We start from the raw sequence: 23,491 nt of genomic DNA, 5'->3' as shown, positions 1-23,491 counted from the left end.
CCGTGCTCGCGTGACTTGGAAGATAGGCAGTCTCCATCTTGCGCATCCACGAAAGGTTTTATCCCATGCCTCACGCTCCTCTCCGTTTCATCAAACGCAGCGTCCTCGCCTGCTCCCTGGCTCACATCGGCATAGGCGCAGGCCTGGCGCTGGCACTGCCAGCCGCTTCGGCACAAGTACAAACCCAGAAAGTACGCGTCTACAGCATACCCGCCGGTTCACTGGGCGACGTGCTGACGCGCTTCGGCAGCGACAGCGCCATCCTGCTGTCGTTCTCCAGCAATGCCACACAAGGCTTGCGCAGCGCCGGCCTGCAAGGCAGCTATGGCTTGCAAGATGGCTTCCGCTCGCTGCTGGCAGGCAGTGGCCTGCAAGCCGTGCCGCAGCCGAATGGCGGCTACCTGCTGCAAAAAATCCCCGCCAGTGCCAACGCTGGCAGCACCGCGGACAGCCGCGGCGTGGCCGTCATGAGCGGCGTCACCGTGGTTGCTGCGGCCGAGCGCAGCGCCGTCACGGGTGGCACGGGCAGCTACACGGGCGGCCCCGCCAGCGGCGCCACAGGCCTGGCATTGAGCCAGCGCGAAACGCCGCAATCGCTGACCATCGTCACGCGCCAGCAGATGGATGACCAGAACAGCAATGCGGTGTCCGATGTCATGAAGAACGTCAATGGCATCAACGTGCAAAACTACGACAGCGACCGCTGGAGCTTCTGGGCGCGCGGCTTTGCCGTCACCAATTTCCAGTATGACGGCGTCTCGGCCATCTATGACGGCGTGTATGACTGGGGCACGACCAACAGCGACATGGCCATTTACGACCGCATCGAAGTGCTGAAGGGCGCGACTGGCTTGATGAGCGGCTCGGGCGACCCGTCGGCCACCGTCAACATGGTGCGCAAGCGCCCCACTGCAGAATTTGCCGGTGCGGCCTCCCTGGGCGCCGGCTCCTGGGACAACTACCGGGGCGAAGTCGATGTCTCCGGCCCCTTGAACGATAGCCGCACGGTGCGCGGCCGCCTGGTGGGCGCCTACCAGGACAAGCATTCCTACCTGGACCGCTACACGCAAAAAAAATCGGTCGCCTACGGTATCATCGAGGCCGACCTGACGCCCGTGACCCTGCTGACGGCCGGCTTCACGCACCAGGACTACAAGCCGCGCGGCTCGACCTGGACGGGCTTCCCCGTGCTGTTTTCGGACGGTACACGCACCGACTTCCCCACCTCGTGGAATCCGGCCACAGACTGGAGCCGGCGCGACATGCAGAACACCACCCTGTTCTCGTCGCTCGAACATACGTTCGCCAACGAGTGGAAGATCAAGCTCAATGCCAACCAGCTGCGCAGCAAGCATGACAGCGTGCTCGGTTCGGCCAGCGGCGGCAATCCCGACCCCATCACGGGCGAAGGCGCGTATTTCTTCATGGGGAAATACAAGGGCGAGCGCCGCCAGAGCACCGTCAACGTGGACGCCAGCGGCCCGTTTACGGCATTCGGCCGCCGGCATGAAGCCATGCTGGGCTATTCCCACTCCAGCGCGAAGCAGGATGGCCCCGTCTATGAATCGGTCTACCCGCCCGTGCCAGGCAGCTATTTCGACTGGCGCGGCCAGTACGCCGAACCGGCATTTACGCGCCTGGGCAACGACAACGACAGCACGCGCCAGAGCGGCCTGTATGGCGCCGTGCGCCTGCGTCCTGCCGATGCGCTGTCGGTCATCGTGGGCGCGCGCGTCAGCAACTACAAGCAGGAGCAGGACCGCAGCTTCTTCGACAGCAATACCGCACGCATCACCTCGCGCATCGAGGAAAACAATGTCATCACGCCGTATGCGGGCGTGGTGTATGACCTCGACAAGACCTATTCCGTTTTCGGCAGCTATACCAGCATCTTCGCGCCGCAAAGCAACCGCGACGTCAACCGCAACTTCCTCTCCCCCGTGCGCGGCAAGGGTTTGGAGGCGGGCGTGAAAGCCGAATACCTCGATGGCAAGGTCAATGCCAGCGCCGCCGTGTTCCAGATCCGCCAGAGCAATGTGGCCAGCTATGTGGGTAGCGTGAATGGCGAGGAAGCCTATAAAGCCATCGACGGCATCACCAGCCGTGGCCTTGAAATGGAGGTGACGGGCGAAATCGTCAAGGATGTCAAACTGAGCGCCGGCTACACGTATTCGCATGTGCGCGATGCCGATGGCAAGGACGTGTTTTCCACCATGCTGCAAACAACGCAGCCGGCCCACCTGGTGCGCGTACAAGGTACGTGGCGCCTGCCAGCATCGCTGGACAAGGTCACCGTGGGCGGCGGCATCAACTGGCAAAGCAGCTACTACGGCAAACTATGGAATCCGGCCGTCGAAGACTATGCGCGCATCAAACAAGGCAGCTACGCGCTGGTCAACCTGCTGGCCCGCTATGAGATCAGCAAGAACGTTACGGCCAGCCTCAACGTGAATAACCTGATGGACAAGCAGTACCTGACGGGACTGGGCCTGTTCGAAACGGGCTTCTACGGCGAACCGCGCAATGTGATGTTCACCTTGCGCACGAAGTTTTAATCAACGTCCATACAGCGCCAGCGCCCAGGCTGGCGGGCGCAGTTCCAGCGCCAGGGGCAAGTAAGCCGGATCGAAGTGCGCCGCCAGCAGATACACGTTGGCGGCGCCCTTGCGTTCCCACGCGCCCGTAAATCCCTTCTCGCCAGCCGCCGCCCGCTTGCGGTCGAACGGCACCATGCTTTTCGCAAATTCCTCGTGCGTCTTTTTCCCTTGCGCATACGGCGCCAGCCAGGCCAGCGCCTCGGCCAGGCGCTGCGCTTCCGGCGCACGATACCAGTCATCGCCATGGGCTTGCGCCATCAGGGCCGCCGTCAGCAGCGGCTCCAGGCTGTAAGTGGTGTAATGCAGGGCGTCGCGCTGTTCGAAGTCAAACGGCACGCCACCGGCGCCAATATTGCGCGGCACATGCGCCAGGAAGCGTTCTTTCGCGCGCGCGATCAGCAGCGCCTCGCCAGTGACATAGGCGGCGGCCGTGCCGATCTTGATGCGGTGGCTATGCCAGTTATTGCGCGCCGTGGACGGTCCGCCCATCTTGATGGGATCACTCAGGTAACCGTGCGCCAGGGTGCGGCAAAACGCCCGCACTTGCTCGCGCTCCACGCCAGTCAAACGCTCCTGTATCAAGTCAAAGCCCATCAGCAGGCTGGCCAGCTCCGTCTCGTCGACGGGGCTGAACGACGGCTGATAAGTCGCGCTCCACCCCAGCAGCAGCTGGCGCGCCCCCTCAAAATACGCCATGTCGCCCGACAGCCGCCAAGCCAGCGCCTGCAGCCGTGCCTGGCGCCAGTCTTCCTGCGCCTGCTGGCTTTTTTCGCGTCCACCCTCTCCCTTCAGCAAGCCGCCCGTGCGCACTTCGGCCATCAGGTGCACGGGCCGCGCCGCCTCCTTGCGCGCCGCCTTCAATACCTGTTCGGCAATGGCAGGCTCCACCCGCGCCTTGAGTGCACGGGCATGGGCGGTGGATGTCAGCGCAAACGGTAGCCCTTCCTCATGCTGGCGCGGCGCCGCGCGCAGCCCCGTCAAGGGCAACGCCAGCAGGCCGGCCAGCAAGGCGCGCCGGCGTATCAGGAGCGGACTCAAAACCGTGTCTCGCGCGCCGCGCGCAGGAAATTGTCGAGGATGGGCGTGCAATCAAGCAGCTCGACGCCGCCCGCCGAATGAAACTCCGGGTGCCACTGCAAGCCCATGACGAAGCGCGCCCGCTGGTAGCGGATGGCTTCGACGATGTTATCGCCCTGCGAATAAGCTTCCACCGTGATGTCGCGCCCCAGGTCTTTGACCGACTGGTGGTGGATGGAATTGACCAGCGCCTCGCCCGACTTCGGGAACAGGCTGGCCAGGGACGAGCCTTTCGGGAAGACGATGCTGTGGCGGTGGCGGTCATACAGGTCGTTGACGTGCGACGTGGCGCCCTCCACGTCCGAGGCAATGTCCTGGTACAGGGTACCGCCGAAGCCCACATTGATCAATTGGCAGCCGCGGCAAATACCCAGCACGGGCTTGCCCGCGTCGACGAATTCGTGCAGCAACTCCAGCTCGTACAGGTCGCGCGCACGGTCGCCACTCCACTCCGGGCGCGTGGCTGTCTCCGAATAAGTCTGCGGCGAGACGTCGGCGCCGCCCTGCAGCACCAGGCCGTCCAGGTGGCGCGCATAGTGGCGCAGGGTGATGTTACTCGGGTGTAGCAGGCCGCCCGTATTGACGGTCGGGATCATGAACACCAGCACATCGCGCGACATGACCCACTGCGCAATCGACTCTTCCAGGTATTGCAGGTTCTTGCTGCGCAACCCGGTGGCGCCCGGTTCAGGGTGAAAAATGCGCGCCGAAATGCCAATGCGCAAGGTGCGCCGCATGAAATCACGGCTCGCCTTGTCGCGCATGGCGCGGTAGCGCGATGTGATCACCCTCCAGGCCAGTGCCAGCGGCGTGTCGTTATCCTTCAGGTAGCGGGGTGCCGCATCGCGCGCGGGGTGCTCATCGTCTGCCGCCCTGCCGACGCGGTCGGGCCGCGAGGGAGGCACCGCTTCGGAAGGTGCTTGGGAAGCGGGGGGGATCTGGGAATCGTTATCGTCTGACATGGCAGGACTGACTGAAAGCGGAGACGGTTTCAATATAAACCCCTGCTTCCAAAAGCACGATTCAATTTTGTAACAAAAGCGTACGCGCGGCGCATCTGCGCAACAGCGGGCTGTTTCACGCACAGAAAAGCATGTAGCCCGCATACAGTCCGTTTACGCCAGAGGTCCCGCTTTTTAGAGAATCTTTACGCCACCGCTGCTAATCTTGTTTGCATCTCAACCACTGCTGCAAAGCCACCATGGAATCCCATTCACGCCCTTCCAAGCTTCAGTCTCTGCCCCACCGCCATACCCGCCTGCCCACTTTCCTCATGCATATCACGGTCGACACGGTCTGCTTGGCCGAACTGCGCCAGCTGGTCGTCAAGACTTGCGGCGGCATGCTGTCGTTCATGCGCGTCGAAGCAGTCGACCATGCCGCGCGCATGAAAGTATGGCTGTGCGTGACGGAACCGGCCCTGCGTCTGACCATGGATGCCGTCATGCGCCTGCTGCCGGCGGCGGAGTTTGGCCGCATCAGCCAGGGGAAATCCACATGAACCAGTATTGCTGCGAACACGCGATGTCCTCGTCGCGCATCACCACGCACTTCCAGGGCATCTGGGTGCCGATGGTCACGCCGTTTCGCGATGGCGAGATCGACATCGACGCGGCACAGCAGCTGGCCAGCGAACTGGCCGCCAGCGGCGTCGATGGGCTGGTCGTGTGTGGCACCACGGGCGAAGCGGCCATGCTGGAAACACACGAGCAAACCGTGCTGCTCGACAGCGTGCTGGAAGCCGTCGGCCCCCGCTTTCCTGTCGTCATGGGCGTGGGCGGCAGCGATACGCGCAGCGTCGTCGCCAGCGTGCAGCGCTATAACGACCATCCGCTGGCTGGCCTGCTGATCTCCGCTCCCGCCTATGTGCGCCCTTCGCAGGAAGGCATCGTGCGCCACTTCCAGGCCATCGCGGGCGCCACCGACCAGTCCATCGTGCTGTACAACGTACCGGCACGTACGGGAGTCAACATCGCGCCGCACACGGCCGCGCTACTGGCGCGCGACTCCCACTTCGTCGCCATCAAAGAGGCGGGCGGGCAGTTGCAGCAGCTGGGCGAACTACTGCTCGAGACGCGCCTGGACGTGCTGTGCGGCGACGATGCGCTGCTGCTGGCCAGCCTGTCCATGGGTGGCCACGGCGCCATGTCGGCAGCCGCCCAGGTGCGCCCCGACCTGTATGCGCAACTGTACCACCTCGTCAAACACGGCCGCCACGTTGCCGCCAGCGCCCTGTTCAAGGCCATGCTGCCCGTCATCCGCCTGCTGTTTTCCGAGCCGAACCCCGGCCCTGTGAAGGCAGCGCTGGCCATGCAGGGCAAGGTGCGCGACGAACTGCGCCTGCCGATGACGCCCATGTCCCAGGCGGGGCAAGCCACCCTGGCCGATGCGCTGGAGCAGTTGATGGAGCTGCCCATATGGACAGCCAGCGACAAGGACGAGCCGCGCGAAGACTGCCTGCTGCAACTGGTGTCCCCTGCCAACCTCATGCCTGCCATACGCCACGATGATCATCGCCATCACGGATGAGTGTGGGGGGATGGAGAAATCTATCGTTGCCGGACGCCTGGCCGCTTCACGTGCGCTGGCGGGGCGCAAGGTATTACTGCTCGATGCCGATCCACGCCAAAGGGCGCTGGCGCAGGCAAGTACCATGCACTGCGGCGGCATGCACAGCAGCGTTTCGCAGCCACGCCTGATGGCGCGCGCCATCAGCGCCAAAGGCCTGCAGCCTGAACTGGAACATCTGGTGAGCTGCTACCACGACATCGTCATCGACAGCGAAGGCCGTGACTCCATGGGCAGCCGCTCGGCCCTGGCTGCTGCGCGCGTGCTGGTGGTAGCGCTGGACGGTGCTGCGGACGCCGCAGCACAGGAAAGCCTGGTACACCGCATCGCGCGGGCGCGTAGCGTCAATCCGGCACTGCGCGTCTTGCTGGTAACAACTATGGATTCGAACGCTGTCCATGCCCTGGCCGAGCATATTCCGGCAGCCAGCGTGGTCGGCTTCGGACAGCTATATTGCGCGGTTTTTGATACCCATCACCGCGCGGCGTAACCCCCCAGCCTGACTACAAACGCCAGAATGCCGGCCCGGACACATTGCCTCGGGGCCGGCATTATTCATTCAAGCCGGACTTAGAAGGTCTTGCTGACCGTCAGCACCAGCGCCGTCTTGCCCATGAATTTACCGTTCACAGGGGAAGCATAGGCGGACTTGCCCGCATTCGTGCCGATCACTGCCAGTGCGCCGGTGACGATGCCGAAATCGCGCGTCACGCCCACTTTCCAGTCCGTGTAGCTGGCCGCATCATTGTTCTTTACCTCCTGGTGGCCCGCATGCAGGTTGCCGGTCCAGCCGTTCGTCAGGTCGATATTCGCGCCGATGTCCAGATAGCCGCTGTTCTTGCTGTTGACGATGCCGAACAGGTTGGAGACGGCGTGCGAATACTTGATGTAGGCGGGGCCATAGGACAGCTGGCCGTAGACTTCCTGCGTATCCGCATCGGCCAGGCCGGCGACGTACTTCAAGCCATTGTCCGCATACACATACGCCAGCACGCCGACGTCGTAGCCGATATCTGCATTCAACTGGCCCCGCTTGCCCGCGTACAGGTCCACTTCCACGTCGCCGCTGCCGCCCGCATCCTTCGTCCACTTGATGGTGGAGGCCCAGGCGCCTGCGTACAAACCGGTCGGGTTGTTGACGTAGTCCATGCCGCCCTGCAGGGCAGGTTTCAAACGCGTCTGCGAGATACCGCGATAGCGGTAGTCGGACACGCCAGCGACATTAAAACTCAGCTCATTGTCCGGCTTGACCTCGTCCGCGTGAGCCAGGCTGCCTGTAAAGGCGGTGGCGACGGCAAGTGCAAGTATCATTTTATTCATGTTTTTTCTTCTTCATTGGTGGTATGGGCCTTTGCCAAGATGGCGCAGCTGGCCCGTCGCTGCAAAAATTTTAGGTAAAGCGTTCCCCCGGCGCACGCGACGCCTGTTTCAAACGGGGTAAGAAAACGGTTTAGAGGGGCAAGAGCAAGCGGTAACCGACTGCCGTTTCCGTCAGCAGGTACTGCGGCTGGGCAGGATCGGCTTCCAGTTTCTGGCGCAAGTGACCCATGTAGATGCGCAGATAGTGACCGTTTTCGCTGTTCGACGGCCCCCACACTTCGCGCAGCAACTGAGGATTTGTGACCACCCTGCCGGCGTTTTTCACGAGTACCGACAGCAAACGGAATTCCGTCGGCGTCATGTGCACCAACTGCTTGTTGCGCGTCACCAGGCGGTCCTTCAGATCGACGCGCACGTCGCCAAACTGCACCACGCCATCGTCGCTGGCGGCGGGCTGGCGCTGGCGGCGCAAGGTGGCACGCACGCGGGCCAGCAATTCCCCCACCCCGAATGGCTTGGTCAGGTAGTCGTCCGCGCCTGCATCGAGCGCGCGGATCTTGTCCTGCTCGTCGACCCGCGCGGAGAGCACGATGATGGGCACGGCCGACCACTTGCGCACGTCACTGATGAAATCGATGCCGTCGCCGTCGGGTAAGCCCAGGTCCAGCACGATCAGGTCGGGCCGACGCGTGCCGGCATCGATCAGTCCCCGCTGCATGGTGGCCGACTCAAAAATCTGCCATCCCTCGTCTTCCAGCGCGGAGCGCACGAAACGGCGGATTTGCGGTTCATCCTCGACCAGCAAGGCGGTTGCGGAAAGTTCGTTCATCATGGTTTTCCTGTTTCAAATACGTTTGCATCGTCCAATTCCAGTTCGGGCGGCGCCGGCGGCACCCCCAACGGCAAGGTCAACACCATGGCGGCGCCCTGCCCCGGCACTTGCGACTGTGCGTGGATGGTGCCGCCATGCGCTTCGACGATGGCGCGGCAAATGGCCAGCCCCAGTCCCACGCCCGGCTTGTTCGATTCGCGCTCGCCGCGCGTGAATTTTTCAAAAATAGCTTCTTCGCGGCCCGGCGGCAGACCGGGGCCATCGTCGGCCACCGTCACCTGCAAAAACTGTCCATGCACACGGCCGCAGATGATGATGGTGCTGCCCGGCGGCGTGTACTTGGCCGCGTTTTCCAGCAGGTTACATAGCACGCGCTCGATCAGTACGGCGTCATAGCGCACCAGCGGCAAGTCTGGTGCCAGCTGCGTTTGCACCCGGTGCGCCTGCAATTGCGGGCCGCTGGCGCGCAGCGCGCTGCCCACCACTTCTTCCAGCGCCTGCCATTGCAGGTTCAGGCGCACCTGGCCGCTTTCGATGCGCGCCATGTCGAGCAAATTGGCCACCAGGGCGCTCATGCGCACGGTCTCGGACTGCAGCGCGCGCGCCATGTCCAGCTGCGCTGGCGACAACGCAGGCCTGGACAAGGCCAGCGATTCGGCCAGGCCCACCAGCGACGTCAATGGCGTGCGCAAGTCGTGCGACAGGGCCGCCAGCAACGAATTGCGCAGCCGCTCGGACTCCATCTGCACCAGGGCGCCCTGCGCCACGTCGATGTAGTGCACGCGCTCGAGGGCAATCGCGGCCAGCGCGGCAAAGGTATCGAGGTGCTGGCGCTGTTCCGGCACCAGCAGCCAGCGTCCTTGATACGGCGCCTGCAATGGCAACAGCGCCAGAACGCCACGTGTACGCATGGGCGCGATCAGCGGCAAATAGAAAATGTTCGAACCGGGCAGGGTGTCCGTGCCCGTGCCAGCCGCCTGGGCATGGTCAAAAGCCCACTGCGCGATGCCCATGTCCAGCTGTTCCACGCCATGCGACTCCTGCAAACGGCCCTCGTCATCGGGCAAGAGCAAGGTGGCGCGCGCGCGAAAAGCGCGCTCGATGGCACTCTTCGTGATGTCGAAGATCTGCTCCATCTGCAGCACGCCAGATAAATCTCGCGAAAACTCGTACAGGGCGCGGGCGCGTGCTTCACGGTGCGAGGCGACCCGTGCCTGAAAGCGCAGGCCGGCAGTCAAATACCCCGTGATCAGACCCACGGCCAGCATCACGCCAAAGGTGATCACGTATTGAAAATCACCCACGGCAAACGAGAAGCGGGGCGGCACGAAGATGAAATCGAAGCAGGCCACGCCCACCAGGCTAGCCAGCGCCGCCGGCCCGCGTCCCAGGCGCACGGCCACCAGTACCACCGTCAGCAGGGACAACATGGCGATATTGGCCAGGTCCAGGTAGGGCTGCAGCGGCAACGAAGCCATGGCCGTCGCCAGGCTGGCGCCGGCGGCAAAAATGTAGCGCCAGTGACGCGATGGGCGGCGCGCCACTTCCGCAACGTCGCCCGCAGCGCGCCGGGGCGCGGCATCGGCTTGCGGCAAGCCCACTTCGATCAGGTCGATATCGGGTGCCAGGCTGGCCATGCGCTCGGCCGGCGGCGCATTCCACAGGCGCGCCAGCGCACTGACGCGGCCACGCCCCACGATGACTTTCGAGATATTCGCATTGCGCGCATACTCGACCACCGCGGCGGCGATATCGCCGGACGGATTGACGGCCGTGCGCGCGCCCAGGTCTTGCGCTAGCTTTAACGTTTTCAGGATGCGTTCGCGCTCGCGCGCCGGCAGGCGCTGCAAGCGCGGCGTTTCCACATACAGTGCATGCCATTCGGCGTTCAGCTGGCTGGCCAGGCGCGCCGTACTGCGGATCACATGTTCGCCACCCGCGCGCGGCCCCACGCAAGCGAGCAGCGCTGCCCCCGTCTTCCACACGGGGTTGATGGATTTTTCGACGCGGTAGGCCTGCACGTCATCCTGCACCCGGTCCGCCGTGCGGCGCAAGGCCAGTTCGCGCAGGGCGATCAAATTACCCTTGCGGAAAAAGTTCTGCGACGCCCGCTCGGCCTGCAGCGGCTGATACACCTTGCCCAATTTGAGGCGGCGCAGAAGTTCGTCGGCGGGAATATCGACCAGCACCACTTCATCGGCGCGGTCGAACACCGTGTCAGGCAGGGTCTCGGCCACACGCACGCCGGTAATGCCGCCCACCACATCATTCAGGCTCTCCAGGTGCTGCACATTCACGGTGGACAACACGTCGATGCCGGCCGCCAGCAATTCCTCGACATCCTGCCAGCGTTTCGGATGGCGCGAACCGGCCACGTTCGAGTGGGCCAGTTCATCCATCAGTATCAGCGCAGGCGCGCGCCGCAGCGCTTCGTCCAGGTCGAACTCGAACAAGGTCTTGCCACGGTATTCGACCGCCTTCAATGGCAACAGCGGCAGGCCATCGAGCAGGGCGGCGGTATCCTGGCGCCCATGCGTTTCCACCACGCCCACCAGCAGTTCCTGGCCATCGGCCAACAGCTTTCGGGCGGCGGCGAGCATCGCATAAGTCTTGCCGACGCCGGCCGATGCGCCGAAATAAATGCGCAGCCGGCCGCGCGCAGCTTTCTTTTCCTGCGCCTGCACCTGTGCCAGCAGGGCGTCAGGGTCGGGGCGTTGGCTGTCGTTGGGGAGCATGGGTATCTTTACATGTAAAAACAGGAGGCGTGCCGGTGGCACCGCCCCCAGCATCATCTTACTTCTGCGCCGCGTCCAGCGCCAGATTCAGTTCCAGCACATTCACGCGTGCCTCGCCGAAAAAGCCGATATACGCGGTTTTCTGTACCTTGGCGATGGCATTTTCCACCTGCGCCAGCGGTATTTCGCGCACGCGTGCCACGCGCGGCGCCTGGTACAGCGCGCCAGCCAGGCTGATTTCCGGATCCAGGCCGCTGCCCGACGCCGTCACCAGGTCGACAGGGATCGGGTTCCGGTTGCCGGGGTCAAGCGCCTGCAGGGCGGCGATGCGCGACTTGACGGCATCGACCAGGGCAGGATTCGTCGGCCCCTGGTTGGAGCCGCCAGAACCGGCGCCATTGTTGGCCATCGGCGCGGTGGCCGATGGCCGGCCCCAGAAATACTTGGGCGAGGTGAACGACTGGCCGATGAGGGCAGAGCCGACGGGTTTGCCGTCGCGCTCGACGATGCTGCCGTTGACTTCATCATTGAAAGCCAGCTGGCCGATGCCGGTGGTGGCAAACGGATAAATCACGCCGCAGATCACGGTCAGCGCGGCAAACAGGACCAGGGCGGGACGTACGATAGTGCTCATGACGGTTCCTTTAGACTAAATTAAGTGCGGACAGCAGCATGTCGATCAGCTTGATGCCGATGAAGGGCAAGATGATGCCGCCCACGCCGTAGATCAGCAGATTGCGGCGCAACAGGCTGGCCGCGCCGATGGCCCGGTATTGCACGCCCTTCAGTGCCAGCGGGATCAGCACGACGATGATCAGCGCATTGAAGATCACGGCCGACATGATGGCCGACGCGGGACTCGACAGGTGCATGATGTCGAGCGCCTTCAACTGCGGATAGGTGCCTACGAAGGCGGCCGGAATGATGGCGAAGTACTTGGCGATGTCGTTCGAGATCGAGAACGTCGTCAGCGAACCGCGCGTCATCAGCATCTGCTTGCCGATTTCGACGATTTCCAGCAGCTTGGTCGGGTTCGAATCCAGGTCGACCATATTACCCGCCTCTTTCGCCGCCTGCGTGCCTGAGTTCATGGCCACGGCCACGTCGGCCTGGGCCAGCGCGGGCGCATCGTTGGTGCCGTCGCCCGTCATCGCCACCAGGCGTCCCTCGGACTGGTAGCTGCGTATGAGCTTCAGTTTGTCTTCCGGCGTCGCCTCGGCCAGGAAATCGTCCACGCCCGCTTCGGCCGCAATCGCCGCCGCTGTCAGCTTGTTGTCCCCGGTGATCATGACGGTCTTGATGCCCATGCGGCGCAGTTCCGCAAAGCGTTCCTTGATGCCGCCCTTGACGATATCCTTCAGTTCCACGGTACCCATGATGCGGCCATCGTCGACCACCACCAGCGGCGTGCTGCCGCGGCGGGCGATATCGTCGACGGCGCGCGCCACCTCGTCCGGATACGGCTGGCCCAGTGCTTCCACGTACTTTTTCATCGAGTCGGCCGCGCCCTTGCGCAGCTGGCGCACATGCTGGTCGGCTGGAATATCCACGCCGCTCATGCGCGTCTGCGCCGTGAACGGAACAAAGGTGGCATGCAGGCTGGCCATCTCGCGTTCACGGATATTGAACTTCTGCTTGGCCAGCACGACGATGCTGCGCCCTTCCGGCGTTTCATCGGCCAGGGAGGCCAGTTGCGCCGCGTCGGCCAGTTGTTGCTCCGTCACGCCAGGGGCAGGCACGAAGCTGGACGCCTGGCGGTTGCCCAAGGTGATGGTGCCCGTCTTGTCGAGCAGCAGTACGTCGACGTCGCCGGCCGCTTCCACGGCGCGGCCCGAGGTGGCGATCACATTGGCTTGCATCATGCGGCTCATGCCGGCCACGCCGATGGCCGACAACAAGCCGCCGATGGTGGTCGGGATCAGGCACACCAGCAGCGCGATCAGCACGGTAATCGTCACCGGCGTGCCGCTGCCGGCCGCCGCCACGGAGAACAGAGAATACGGCAGCAGCGTCACGGTGACGATCAGGAAAACGATGGACAAGGCGACGAGCAGGATCGTCAGGGCGATTTCGTTCGGCGTCTTCTGGCGCTTGGCGCCTTCGACCATGGCAATCATGCGGTCGATGAAGGCTTCGCCAGGATTGACGGAAACGCGCACCAGCAGCCAGTCCGACAGCACGCGGGTGCCGCCCGTCACGGCCGAAAAATCGCCACCCGATTCGCGGATCACTGGCGCCGATTCGCCCGTGATGGCACTTTCGTCGACAGAAGCCACGCCGGCCGTCACTTCGCCGTCGGCTGGAATCACGTCGCCCGCCTCGACCAGCACCGTCATGCCCTTGCGCAGGTCAGTGGCCGGCGTCGGCAGCCAGGAAGTGCCGTACTTCGGCGTTTGCATTTTCTTCGCCATCACCGTTTGCTTCAGGGCGCGCAGCGAGGCCGCCTGGGCCTTGCTGCGGCCTTCGGCCAGCGCTTCGGCAAAGTTTGCAAACAACACGGTAAACCACAGCCACACGGCGACGGACAGGATGAAGCCGAACGAGGCCTCGCCCTGGCCACCCGCCGCCTGGATGGCCAGCAGGGTGGTGATGATGCTGCCCACGTAGACCACGAACATCACGGGGCTGCGCCACTGCGTGCGGGGGCTGAGTTTTTTAAACGCATCGACGATGGCGGGGCCGATCAATGCGGAATCGAACAAGGTCAGGCTTTTGCGTGACATGATAGCCTCTTATTTTGTAAAAAGTTGCAGGTGTTCGACGATCGGGCCCAGGGCCAGCGCGGGAACATAATTCAACACGCCAACGAGCACCACCACGCCAATCAGCAAGCCGATGAACATGGGGCCGTGCGTGGGCATGGTGCCGGCATTGGCCGACAGGCGCTGCTTGGCCGCCAGCGAACCGGCCACCGCCAGCACAGGCACGATCACGGCGAAGCGGCCGAACCACATGGCGATCGCCAGCATCACGTTATAGAACGGCGTGTTGGCGGACAGGCCGGCAAACGCGCTGCCGTTGTTATTCGCCGCCGAGGTGAAGGCGTAGAGGATTTCCGAGAAACCGTGCGCGCCCGGATTGGCCACGCCCACCGTACCCGGCTCCACCATCACGGCGATCGCCGTGCCCGTCAGCACCAGGGCTGGTGTCACCAGGATGGCCAGCGAGACCATCTTCATTTCGTAAGCCTGGATTTTCTTGCCCAGGTATTCAGGCGTGCGCCCTATCATCAAGCCAGCGATGAAGACGGCCAGGATGGCGAACATCAGCATGCCGTACAAGCCCGTGCCCACGCCGCCAAAAATCACTTCGCCGAACTGCATCAGCAGCAGCGGCACCATGCCGCCCAGGGGCATGTAGGAATCGTGCATGGAGTTGACGGCACCGCACGATGCGGCCGTCGTCACCGCCGCAAACAGGGTCGATGAGCTGATGCCGAAACGCGTTTCCTTGCCTTCCATATTGCCGCCCGATTGCAGGCTGCTGGCCTGCTGGTCCACGCCCAGCGCCTGCAAGGCAGGATTGGCTTGCTGCTCGGCGCCCATCACGCCGGCCGTCATGACGACAAAGATCAAGGTCATCGCGGCCACTACGGCCCAGCCCTGGCGCATGTCACCCACCATGCGGCCAAAGGTGAAGCACAGGCCGGCGGGAATGAGGAAAATGGCCAGCATCTGCAGGAAGTTCGACAGCACGGTCGGGTTTTCATATGGGTGCGCGGAGTTGGCGTTGAAGAAACCGCCGCCATTCGTACCCAGCAGCTTGATCGATTCCTGCGACGCGACGGGACCCATGGCGATCGTCTGCGTTTTCGCCACTTGCGCTTCCATCACGGGCTTGCCGGCAGCATCCAGCACGGGCTGGCCATCGGCACCAGCTTTCGGCGTTTCATATGCCACCTGGTCGAGCAGGGTTACTTCCTTGTAAGGGGAAAAATTCTGGATCATGCCTTCGCCCATGAAGACCACGGACAGGGCCAGCGACAGCGGCAGCAGGATATACAGCGTGGAGCGCACCAGGTCGATCCAGAAATTGCCGATCGACTTGCCCGAACGCGAGGTGAAGCCGCGCACCAGCGCAAAGATCACGGCGATGCCGGTGGCGGCCGAGAAAAAGTTCTGGCATGCCAGGCCCAGCATTTGGGTCAGGTAACTCATGGTCTGTTCGCCGCCGTAGCCCTGCCAATTGGTATTGGCGACAAAGCTGACGGTGGTATTGAACGAGGAATCGGGGCTCACGCCAGCCAATCCCTGAGGATTTAAAGGCAGAAAGCCCTGCAGGCGCTGCAGGCCGTAAACAAAAAAGGCGCCCACGGTATTGAACACGACCAGGGCGATGGCATAGCTTTTCCAGCCCATGGCCCGGTCGCTATCCTTGCTCATGTCCAGGCCGGAACAGCGGTACAGCAGGTTTTCCAGCTTTTGCAGCCAGCCCATGCCGCGCACGGGGCCGTCGCCGGCCACCTTGGCCATGTACAGGCCCAGCGGATAGCTTGCTGCTAGCAAGACAAACAAGAAAAGCACCAACATCAATATCGATTGCGTCGTCATCACAGTTCCTCAGCCTTCAGCAGCGCCACCAGCAGATACACGAGCAGGCCGGCCGACACCACGGCGCCCAGTACATAAAATGCGTTCATTTGACGCTCCTTAATTTGTCGCAGGCCACGGCAAAGCCGACCACCACGACGAAAAAAACGGCAATCAAGCCGAGATACACGATATCCATTCCCACCCTCATTCAGGTTTGTTTTGATAGTGAGCAGATTAGCCAAAAGGGTCTAAAAAATTTGTAAAGACTGGGGAGGGCGATGTAAACAAGATGTAAAAATGCGGTGTTGGCCGCATAAAATCTGCCCTGGCTGGCGCAAAACGGCGGGGCAAGGTGCACCGTTGTTAGCTAGCAGTAGCGCTATTGCCCGCCGATCAAGATAGAATGCGCGAGCGTCCGCACAAGGACGCCATACCTGCCGCACTGCCATTCCCCAGTGACGCTGGACGGAATATACTGTATATTTATACAGTTATCGCCGCCGTTGTCACTGCGCCGCGCAGTGCCCTGGCCTGGCGTTCCAACCACTGTCTTTACTTAGCTTGAACACGTATGGCCACTAAAAAACCAGCATCCGACTACAGCGAATCATCCATCCGTGTCCTGAAAGGACTGGAACCCGTCAAGCAGCGCCCGGGGATGTACACCCGCACTGAAAATCCGCTGCACATCATTCAAGAAGTGATCGACAATGCCTCCGACGAGGCGCTGGGCGGTCATTGCACGCATATCGCCGTGACGCAAAACACCGATGGCAGCATCACTGTCGAAGACAATGGCCGCGGCATTCCCGTCGGCCTGCATCCGGAAGAAGGCGTGCCGACGGTGGAAATCGTGTTTACGCGGCTGCACGCGGGCGGCAAGTTCGACAAGGGTTCAGGCGGCGCCTATGCATTTTCGGGCGGCTTGCATGGCGTCGGCGTGTCCGTTACCAACGCGCTGTCCACACGGCTGGAAATCACCGTCTGGCGCAAGGAAAGCGACGGCAACGGCCTGCATCACATGGTGTTTGCCAACGGCGATGTGATCGAACCCTTGAATTCCCGCCCCGCCCCGCGCGACGGTAAAAAATCGGGCACGCGCGTCACCGCCTGGCCAGATCCGAAGTATTTTGATTCGCCCAATATCTCGCAGACCGAGCTGCAGCGCCTGCTGCGCTCGAAAGCCGTGCTGCTGCCCGGCGTGACCGTTACCCTGACCAACGCCAAGACGGGCGACACGCAAACCTGGCTGTACGCGGAGGGCTTGCGCGGCTACCTGACCGAATCGCTGGCGCAAGTGTCGAATGGCGAAACCCTGATTCCCCTGTTCGAAGGCGCGCAATATGCGGGCCCGGATTCGGAAGGCTTTGCCGAAGGCGAAGGCGCGGCCTGGGTGGTGGCATGGACGGAAGAAGGCGCCATCGTGCGCGAGTCGTATGTCAACCTGATTCCCACCTCGAATGGCGGTACGCACGAATCGGGCTTGCGCGACGGCCTGTTCGGCGCCGTGAAAAACTTCGTCGAGATGCACTCGCTGCTGCCCAAGGGCGTGAAACTGCTGCCCGAAGACGTGTTCGCGCGCGCTTCCTTCGTGCTGTCGGCGAAGGTGCTGGACCCGCAATTCCAGGGCCAGATCAAGGAACGCCTCAATTCGCGCGACGCCGTGCGCCTGGTCTCGACCTTCACCAAGCCACCGCTGGAACTGTGGCTGAACCAGCACGTCGACTATGGCAAGAAGCTGGCCGATCTGGTGATCAAGCAGGCGCAATCGCGCCAGCGCTCGCTGCAAAAAGTGGAAAAGAAAAAATCCTCGGGCGTGGCCGTCCTGCCGGGTAAGCTGACTGACTGCGAATCGTCCGACATCACGCGCAATGAACTGTTCCTGGTCGAGGGCGACTCAGCGGGCGGTTCGGCCAAGATGGGCCGCGACAAGGAATTCCAGGCTATTTTGCCCCTGCGCGGCAAGGTGCTGAACTCATGGGAAACGGACCGCGACCGCCTGTTCGCCAATAACGAAATCCACGACATCGCCGTGGCCATCGGCGTCGACCCACACAGCGTGGGCGACACGCCCGACCTGTCCGGCCTGCGCTACGGCAAAATCTGCATCCTTTCCGATGCGGACGTGGACGGCTCGCACATCCAGGTACTGTTGCTGACGCTCTTCTTCAAGCACTTCCCGGCCCTGATCAACAAGGGACATATCTGCATCGCCCGCCCGCCGCTGTACCGCGTCGACGCGCCTGCGCGCGGCAAGAAACCGATGCAAAAAATCTATGCGCTCGACGCCGGCGAACTGGTGGCCATCGAGGATAAACTGCGCAAGGAAGGCGTAAAACAGGGCGCCTGGTCCATTTCGCGCTTCAAGGGCCTGGGCGAGATGAACGCCGAACAGCTGTGGGAAACCACGATGAACCCGGATACGCGCCGCTTGCTGCCCGTGACCCTGGGCGAAATCGACCACATGACCTCCGCCGCCCGCTTCAATATGTTGATGGGCAAGGGCGAAGCGGCAGGACGCCGCGCCTGGATCGAGGAGCACGGCAATGAGGCGGAAGCCGATATTTAAGCAACGCGCCGCACAGCCTATCCATACCAGACAAACCAAGTAGCAAGATAAACCATGTCCACACAAACCAATTTATTTGACGAAGCCCAGCCTGAGCCAACCGTGCCCGATGAGCCGGCATTCGACGGCGAAGCGCTGACCCTGTCCACCTTCGCCGAGCGCGCCTATCTCGATTACGCCATTTCGGTGGTCAAGGGCCGCGCCCTGCCCGACGTCTGCGATGGCCAGAAGCCAGTGCAGCGCCGCATCCTGTATGCGATGAATGAACTGGGCCTCAATTCCACAGCCAAGCCGCGCAAATCGGCGGCCGTGGTCGGCGACGTGCTGGGTAAATTGCATCCGCACGGCGACCAGTCCGTGTACGACGCGCTGGTACGCATGGCGCAGGATTTCTCGCTGCGCTACCCGCTGATCGACGGCCAGGGCAACTTCGGCTCGCGCGATGGCGACGGCGCGGCGGCAATGCGCTACACGGAGGCGCGTTTGACGCCGATCGCCAAATTACTGATGGATGAAATCGGCATGGGCACGGTGGACTTCCAGCCCAACTACGACGGCTCGACGGAAGAACCCAAGCTGCTGCCGGCGCGTTTGCCGATGGTGCTGCTAAATGGTGCCTCCGGCATTGCCGTCGGCCTGGCCACGGAAATCCCGTCGCACAACCTGACGGAAGTGGCAAAAGCAGCCGTGGCCATGATCCGCGATCCGAAGATCACGCACGCCGAGCTGATGGCCATCATCCCCGGCCCCGATTTTCCCGGTGGCGGCCAGATCATCACCCCGCCGTCGCAAATCCAGGACATGTACGCGAGCGGCCGTGGCAGCATGAAAGTGCGCGCGCGCTGGAAGATCGAAGAACTGGCACGCGGCCAGTGGCAAGCCGTGGTGACGGAACTGCCGCCTGGCACATCGTCGCAAAAGGTGCTCGAAGAAATCGAGGAACTGACCAATCCCAAGATCAGGACAGGCAAGAAGGCCCTGTCGCCGGAACAGGTGGCATTGAAAGCGCTGATCCTCAATTCGCTCGACACCATCCGCGACGAATCGGGCCGCGCCGCGCCTGTGCGCCTGGTGTTCGAGCCGAAATCGAAGAACCAGGACCAGACCGAATTCATGCTGATGCTGCTGGCGCACACTTCGCTGGAATCGTCGACCTCGATCAATCTGGTGATGATCGGCGGCGATGGCCGTCCGCGTCAGAAAGGCCTGGGCGACATCCTGCGCGAATGGATCGATTTCCGCTTCGAAACCATCACACGCCGCACTGGCTACAAACTGGGCAAGGTGCGCGACCGCATCCATATCCTGGAAGGGCGCGAAGCGATCCTGCTCAATATCGACAAGGTGATCCACATCATCCGCAATTCGGATGAACCGAAATCGGCCCTGATCGAAGCGTTCAAGCTGTCCGAGCGCCAGGCCGACGATATCCTGGAAATCCGCCTGCGCCAGCTGGCGCGCCTGGAAACGATCAAGATCCAGCAAGAGCTGGCCGAACTGCGCAAGGAAGAAAAGTCGCTGCAAGACCTGCTCGATAACCCGGGCACGATGAAGCGTGCCGTCATCCGCGAAATCGAGGCGGACGCCAAGCAGTTCGGCGATACCCGCCGCACCCTGATCGAGGAAGCGCAAAAAGCCGTGGCCGAGCAGAAGGTGGTCGATGAGCCGGTCACCGTCATCATTTCGGAAAAAGGCTGGGTGCGCGCGCGTACCGGCATCGGCCACGATGCGGCGCAATTCACGTTCAAGGCGGGCGATACCCTGCATGGCGCCTTCGAATGCCGCACGGTCGATACCCTGCTGGGCTTTGGCAACAATGGCAAGATCTATTCCGTGCCCGTTTCGGCCTTACCCAACGCGCGCGGCGATGGTGTGCCGATCACGACCTTGTGCGACATGAGCGGTGGCACGCCCGGAAATGCCGTGCGCATCCTGCACTACTTTGCGGGCAATGGCACCACCAGTTTGCTGTTGGCATCGAGCGCCGGCTACGGCTTTATTGCCAAGGCGGGCGACATGGTCAGCCGGCTGAAAGGTGGCAAGGCCTTCATGACCCTCGATGATGGCGACGTGCCGCTCGAACCGAAAGTCATACCGGCAGCGGCCAGCGCCATCGCCTGTCTGACGGAAAGCGCGCGCCTGCTGGTGTTCGGCATCGATGAAATGAAAACCCTGTCGAAGGGCGGCACCGGCGTCAAGCTGATCGACCTGGAAGGCAAGGACAAGCTGCTGGCCGTGCAGCCGATCACCCAGCGCGGCGTGGTAGTCTCAGGCATTGGCCGGGCATCAAAACCGCAGGATGCATCGCTGGGTGCTACCGCCCTGGCCGATCACTTTGGCAAGCGCGCGAAGAAGGGCAAGCCGCTGGCAGCCAAGCTGAAGCCTGTTTCGATGGCAGCCATCGGCTGATCATCCAGGCTAAGATCCACGTTAGCACTGCGAAAAAAGACAGGTTGATTCATTGCCTGTCTTTTTTTTCGCCCATGTTCCGGCGTGCGCAGCAGGCATTGCAAGTCGAAACAAGGTGCTACAGATTTCCTTCCTGGCGCCGCGCCAACCGGAGGATGTCTGGTGTCGCCTCGACAATTTCCAGCACGTCTTGCGGCGTCTGCGTGCCAGCCAAGGCATAGCGGCCCATGCCCAAGGGCAGCAGGTGAGCGACTGGTCCCGCGCATGGGCGATCATCGGGGCCCGGCGACATGCTGGTCATGCGCAAGCCACCATCGGCCATGCCGCCTGCGTCCGCTTCCGCGTCAAACTCGAGCACCTTGCGCCCCTTGCGGCTGGGAGGGAAGGCAAACGTGGCCGTGGGCCGGTACACTTCGATACCGGCCGCATCCTCCTCGAAGGAATGCGTCCAGCTGCCGCTGGGCCGTGCCATTGTCATGCCATGCATGCCGCCTCCCGTATTAAAACATCGCAGTCAGAAGCACGATACCACGCCGCCCAGGCCTTCATAGCCGCTCACCGATGGCGACCAGGCCGTGCCGTTCCAGGCCTTGTGGAACAGGGCGCCATTCGTGCCCGTGACGAAGACATCGAGGCGATTCGCCGCCCAGGCGGTGGCGCGCGGACGCGAGGTGCAAATGCCGCCCAGGCTTTCAAATCCCGTCAGCGACGGCGTCCATGCCGTGCCGTTCCAGGCCTTGTGATACAGGGCGCTATCCGTGCCAATCACGAACAGGTCAAGCCGGTTGGCCGCCCACGACACGGCTTCCACCTCGCCCACGCAGATGCCGCCGAGGCGCTCGAAGCCGTCTGGAGATGGCCCCCATTTCGTGCCATCCCACCATTTGTGATACAGCGCGCCATCGGTGCCGGTGACAAACACATCGAGGCGGTTCGGCCCCCAGGCCACCGCTTTCGGCGACGAGGTGCAGATGCCGCCCAGCCGTTCATAACCGGTCAGCGAAGGTCCCCAGGCCGTGCCGTTCCACCACTTGTGATACAGGGCCCGGTCCGTGCCGATGACGAACACGTCCAACCGGTTCGGTCCCCACGCCACCGCTTCAGGCTGGCCCAGGCAGATACCACCCATGGCTTCATAGCCCGTCAGCGACGGCCCCCAGGCGGCGCCGTTCCACCACTTGTGATACAGCCCACGGTCCGTGCCGACGACAAACACGTCAAGCCGGTTCGGTCCCCAGGCCACGGCACGCGGGTCGCCCACGCACAGGCCGCCCATGGCTTCATAGCCCGTTAGCGACGGTCCCCAGGCCGAGCCATTCCACCACTTATGGAACAAACCGCTGTCGGTGCCCGTGACAAAAACATCGAGCCGGTTCGGCGCCCAAGAGACGACTTGCGGTGCGCTGGTACAGATGCCACCCTGCCCTTCGTAAGCGTTGACGGATGGCGCCCAAGCCGTACCATTCCAGGCCTTGTGGTATAGCGCGCGGTCGGTACCGAGCACGAATATATCCAGGCGATTCGCGCCCCAGGCCACCACGGGTGAGGAACTCTGGCGCAAAGTGGCGCCACCGCCTCCCCCCGTGCTGTTACCGATGCTGGCGCGCGGGCCGTCGAGGCAGGCCTGCATGCGCGCCGCCTGGCCCGTGGTAAACATGAACATGGCGGGGTCGTCGACATAATCCATGTAGTTCATGTACATGTCGCCATTCGGCCCGTTGCTGCAGGAAACGTGCGGGAACGATGGCGCGCCCGTATTCGCCCCACCCTGGTTGGGCGTATCGGCCACGTTATCGGTACCCGAACAGCCGGTGCCGTCGTCGCCCCAGATATGGTTCAGGTTCAACCAGTGCCCCACTTCATGCGTGGCCGTGCGCCCCAGGTGGAAAGGTGGCGCGGCCGTGCCGATGGTGCCAAAGGCCGATTGCAGGATCACCACGCCGTCGGTAGCGGCCGGGCCGCCGGGAAACTGCGCATACCCCAGCAGGCCACCGCCCAGCTGGCAGACCCATACATTCAGGAATGTGTCTGCCGGCCAGGCATTCATGCCACCCGTCGCCTGCGATTTGACGGCATCATCGGCGCCAAACGACGCTACCGTCGTCTGGCGGCGCTCGATACCGCTGCTGGCCGCACCGTTCGGGTCTGTCGTGGCCAGCGCAAATTCCACGCGCGCATCAGCCGTCAGCGGCAAGAATGGCGCCGGCGTGCTGCCCACATCGGTATTCGCGCGCCGGTAATCACGATTGAGCACGTCGATCTGGCTGGCGATCTGCGCGTCCGAGATATTCTGCGCCGGCGTATTCCACACCACGTGCACCACCACCGGTATCTGCGTCACGCCCGCACGCCCGGCGATGCCGCTGTCGGCCTCGTACAAGCCGGCCAGGTTTTCAATCTCGTCGCGTATGCTCGCATAGCCGGGATCTTCACTCAGCAGGCGCCGATGGACATCCATCGTGGCGCAGGTGCGTACCTGTGGCGTGCCGCCACCCGCCGCCCCATCTGCACCGCCACCCATGCCACCGCCTCCATCATCGCGCCCCGCGCCCATGCCGCCGCCACCGCCTGTCGGCATGCCACTGGCACCCGCCATGCCCTGCGATGCCTGCTGCATGCCAGCGCCTGGCATGCTCCCGGAAGCATTGTTGGCGGCCTGGTCAGCGTACGACACGCCCAGGCGCTGCCCGGGCATGCTGTTGATGCGCTCCGCGCTGGCATCGGACGCCAGCACGTCTCCCTCTATCGGCATGGATGGCATCGCATGCATGGCTGGCATGCCTTCAGCGGAGCCCGTAGCCGGTGAATTTTTCGTTGTAGCGGTGCTCATCATGTCTCCCTTCATCTGTCTG

Annotated in this window: 17 protein-coding genes; 6 read left to right on the top strand and 11 right to left on the bottom strand. The window is 62.9% G+C overall.

Annotation, left to right across the window (positions count from 1 at the left end; translation table 11 throughout):
* Positions 1-65: 65 nt before the first annotated feature.
* Positions 66-2,555: a TonB-dependent siderophore receptor gene (locus ACQ4W6_RS06775; protein WP_436566416.1), complete on the top strand. Its 2,490-nt coding sequence runs from the start codon at positions 66-68 to the stop codon at positions 2,553-2,555.
* On the opposite strand, the gene ACQ4W6_RS06770 is transcribed toward ACQ4W6_RS06775, so the two are convergent.
* Both ACQ4W6_RS06770 and ACQ4W6_RS06765 read right to left on the bottom strand, forming a co-directional pair.
* A complete protein-coding gene (locus ACQ4W6_RS06770) occupies positions 2,556-3,635 on the bottom strand; it encodes an alginate lyase family protein (protein ID WP_436566415.1) in 1,080 nt (359 codons plus the stop codon).
* Positions 3,632-4,636, bottom strand: a complete 1,005-nt coding sequence (locus tag ACQ4W6_RS06765) for a gamma-glutamyl-gamma-aminobutyrate hydrolase family protein (protein WP_436566414.1) — start codon at positions 4,634-4,636, stop codon at positions 3,632-3,634. The genes ACQ4W6_RS06770 and ACQ4W6_RS06765 overlap by 4 nt, the downstream gene beginning before the upstream one ends.
* A gap of 311 nt (positions 4,637-4,947) precedes the next feature.
* On the opposite strand from ACQ4W6_RS06765, the gene ACQ4W6_RS06760 reads away from it, so the two are divergent.
* From ACQ4W6_RS06760 to ACQ4W6_RS06750, 3 genes are read left to right on the top strand one after another with little or no spacing between them, the layout of a single operon-like run.
* Positions 4,948-5,175 carry a hypothetical protein gene (locus ACQ4W6_RS06760; protein ID WP_436566413.1) on the top strand — a complete coding sequence of 76 codons (228 nt, stop codon included), beginning with the start codon at positions 4,948-4,950 and terminating at the stop codon, positions 5,173-5,175.
* Positions 5,172-6,203, top strand: a complete 1,032-nt coding sequence (gene dapA / locus ACQ4W6_RS06755; RefSeq protein ID WP_436566412.1) for a 4-hydroxy-tetrahydrodipicolinate synthase — start codon at positions 5,172-5,174, stop codon at positions 6,201-6,203. The genes ACQ4W6_RS06760 and dapA overlap by 4 nt, the downstream gene beginning before the upstream one ends.
* 10 nt (positions 6,204-6,213) lie before the next feature.
* A complete protein-coding gene (locus ACQ4W6_RS06750; protein WP_436566411.1) occupies positions 6,214-6,732 on the top strand; it encodes a P-loop NTPase family protein in 519 nt (172 codons plus the stop codon).
* 80 nt (positions 6,733-6,812) lie between these two features.
* Here the strand turns inward: ACQ4W6_RS06750 and ACQ4W6_RS06745 are convergent, their stop codons facing one another.
* The 7 genes from ACQ4W6_RS06745 to kdpF form a co-directional block, all read right to left on the bottom strand.
* Positions 6,813-7,562 carry a TorF family putative porin gene (locus ACQ4W6_RS06745; protein ID WP_436566410.1) on the bottom strand — a complete coding sequence of 250 codons (750 nt, stop codon included), beginning with the start codon at positions 7,560-7,562 and terminating at the stop codon, positions 6,813-6,815.
* Positions 7,563-7,692: 130 nt separating this feature from the next.
* Positions 7,693-8,391 (bottom strand): two-component system response regulator KdpE, encoded by a 699-nt coding sequence (gene kdpE, locus ACQ4W6_RS06740; RefSeq protein ID WP_436566582.1) that lies wholly within the window; start codon positions 8,389-8,391, stop codon positions 7,693-7,695.
* On the bottom strand, positions 8,391-11,129 hold the full coding sequence (locus ACQ4W6_RS06735; protein ID WP_436566409.1) for a DUF4118 domain-containing protein: 2,739 nt from the start codon (positions 11,127-11,129) through the stop codon (positions 8,391-8,393). Before ACQ4W6_RS06735 ends, kdpE begins: the two co-directional genes overlap by 1 nt.
* 58 nt (positions 11,130-11,187) lie before the next feature.
* Positions 11,188-11,763 carry a potassium-transporting ATPase subunit KdpC gene (kdpC, locus tag ACQ4W6_RS06730; RefSeq protein ID WP_436566408.1) on the bottom strand — a complete coding sequence of 192 codons (576 nt, stop codon included), beginning with the start codon at positions 11,761-11,763 and terminating at the stop codon, positions 11,188-11,190.
* Between the two features lie 10 nt (positions 11,764-11,773).
* Entirely contained in the window at positions 11,774-13,852 is a 2,079-nt protein-coding gene (gene kdpB, locus ACQ4W6_RS06725; protein ID WP_436566407.1) for a potassium-transporting ATPase subunit KdpB, read from the bottom strand.
* A 9-nt stretch (positions 13,853-13,861) separates the two neighbouring features.
* Positions 13,862-15,679 (bottom strand): potassium-transporting ATPase subunit KdpA, encoded by a 1,818-nt coding sequence (kdpA, locus tag ACQ4W6_RS06720; RefSeq protein WP_436566406.1) that lies wholly within the window; start codon positions 15,677-15,679, stop codon positions 13,862-13,864.
* Positions 15,679-15,768 carry a K(+)-transporting ATPase subunit F gene (gene kdpF / locus ACQ4W6_RS06715; protein WP_034746483.1) on the bottom strand — a complete coding sequence of 30 codons (90 nt, stop codon included), beginning with the start codon at positions 15,766-15,768 and terminating at the stop codon, positions 15,679-15,681. Before kdpF ends, kdpA begins: the two co-directional genes overlap by 1 nt.
* A gap of 464 nt (positions 15,769-16,232) precedes the next feature.
* On the opposite strand from kdpF, the gene ACQ4W6_RS06710 reads away from it, so the two are divergent.
* On the top strand, positions 16,233-18,230 hold the full coding sequence (locus ACQ4W6_RS06710; protein WP_436566405.1) for a DNA topoisomerase IV subunit B: 1,998 nt from the start codon (positions 16,233-16,235) through the stop codon (positions 18,228-18,230).
* Between the two features lie 54 nt (positions 18,231-18,284).
* The gene (gene parC / locus ACQ4W6_RS06705) at positions 18,285-20,639 is read left to right on the top strand and encodes a DNA topoisomerase IV subunit A (protein WP_436566404.1); all 2,355 of its coding nucleotides are present in this window, start codon (positions 18,285-18,287) and stop codon (positions 20,637-20,639) included.
* A 118-nt stretch (positions 20,640-20,757) separates the two neighbouring features.
* On the opposite strand, the gene ACQ4W6_RS06700 is transcribed toward parC, so the two are convergent.
* Both ACQ4W6_RS06700 and ACQ4W6_RS06695 read right to left on the bottom strand, forming a co-directional pair.
* Positions 20,758-21,126: a hypothetical protein gene (locus ACQ4W6_RS06700; protein ID WP_436566403.1), complete on the bottom strand. Its 369-nt coding sequence runs from the start codon at positions 21,124-21,126 to the stop codon at positions 20,758-20,760.
* A gap of 27 nt (positions 21,127-21,153) precedes the next feature.
* Positions 21,154-23,472 (bottom strand): DUF8189 domain-containing protein, encoded by a 2,319-nt coding sequence (locus ACQ4W6_RS06695; protein ID WP_436566402.1) that lies wholly within the window; start codon positions 23,470-23,472, stop codon positions 21,154-21,156.
* Between the last annotated feature and the right edge of the window lie 19 nt (positions 23,473-23,491).

This window comes from Janthinobacterium woesei (assembly GCF_051380875.1).
Classification (GTDB): Bacteria; Pseudomonadota; Gammaproteobacteria; order Burkholderiales; family Burkholderiaceae_D; genus Janthinobacterium.
Note: the sequence above shows the minus strand (reverse complement) of the source record. Positions and strands in the feature narration are given on the sequence as shown.

What these genes read in the sequence shown, in the direction of transcription:
- ACQ4W6_RS06775 (WP_436566416.1), top strand. Translation starts at nt 66, where the DNA reads ATGCCTCACGCTCCTCTCCGTTTCATCAAACGCAGCGTCCTCGCCTGC.
- ACQ4W6_RS06765 (WP_436566414.1), bottom strand. Translation starts at nt 4,636, where the DNA reads ATGTCAGACGATAACGATTCCCAGATCCCCCCCGCTTCCCAAGCACCT.
- ACQ4W6_RS06760 (WP_436566413.1), top strand. Translation starts at nt 4,948, where the DNA reads ATGCATATCACGGTCGACACGGTCTGCTTGGCCGAACTGCGCCAGCTG.
- dapA (WP_436566412.1), top strand. Translation starts at nt 5,172, where the DNA reads ATGAACCAGTATTGCTGCGAACACGCGATGTCCTCGTCGCGCATCACC.
- ACQ4W6_RS06750 (WP_436566411.1), top strand. Translation starts at nt 6,214, where the DNA reads ATGGAGAAATCTATCGTTGCCGGACGCCTGGCCGCTTCACGTGCGCTG.
- ACQ4W6_RS06745 (WP_436566410.1), bottom strand. Translation starts at nt 7,562, where the DNA reads ATGAATAAAATGATACTTGCACTTGCCGTCGCCACCGCCTTTACAGGC.
- kdpE (WP_436566582.1), bottom strand. Translation starts at nt 8,391, where the DNA reads ATGAACGAACTTTCCGCAACCGCCTTGCTGGTCGAGGATGAACCGCAA.
- ACQ4W6_RS06735 (WP_436566409.1), bottom strand. Translation starts at nt 11,129, where the DNA reads ATGCTCCCCAACGACAGCCAACGCCCCGACCCTGACGCCCTGCTGGCA.
- kdpC (WP_436566408.1), bottom strand. Translation starts at nt 11,763, where the DNA reads ATGAGCACTATCGTACGTCCCGCCCTGGTCCTGTTTGCCGCGCTGACC.
- kdpB (WP_436566407.1), bottom strand. Translation starts at nt 13,852, where the DNA reads ATGTCACGCAAAAGCCTGACCTTGTTCGATTCCGCATTGATCGGCCCC.
- kdpA (WP_436566406.1), bottom strand. Translation starts at nt 15,679, where the DNA reads ATGACGACGCAATCGATATTGATGTTGGTGCTTTTCTTGTTTGTCTTG.
- kdpF (WP_034746483.1), bottom strand. Translation starts at nt 15,768, where the DNA reads ATGAACGCATTTTATGTACTGGGCGCCGTGGTGTCGGCCGGCCTGCTC.
- ACQ4W6_RS06710 (WP_436566405.1), top strand. Translation starts at nt 16,233, where the DNA reads ATGGCCACTAAAAAACCAGCATCCGACTACAGCGAATCATCCATCCGT.
- parC (WP_436566404.1), top strand. Translation starts at nt 18,285, where the DNA reads ATGTCCACACAAACCAATTTATTTGACGAAGCCCAGCCTGAGCCAACC.
- ACQ4W6_RS06700 (WP_436566403.1), bottom strand. Translation starts at nt 21,126, where the DNA reads ATGCATGGCATGACAATGGCACGGCCCAGCGGCAGCTGGACGCATTCC.
- ACQ4W6_RS06695 (WP_436566402.1), bottom strand. Translation starts at nt 23,472, where the DNA reads ATGATGAGCACCGCTACAACGAAAAATTCACCGGCTACGGGCTCCGCT.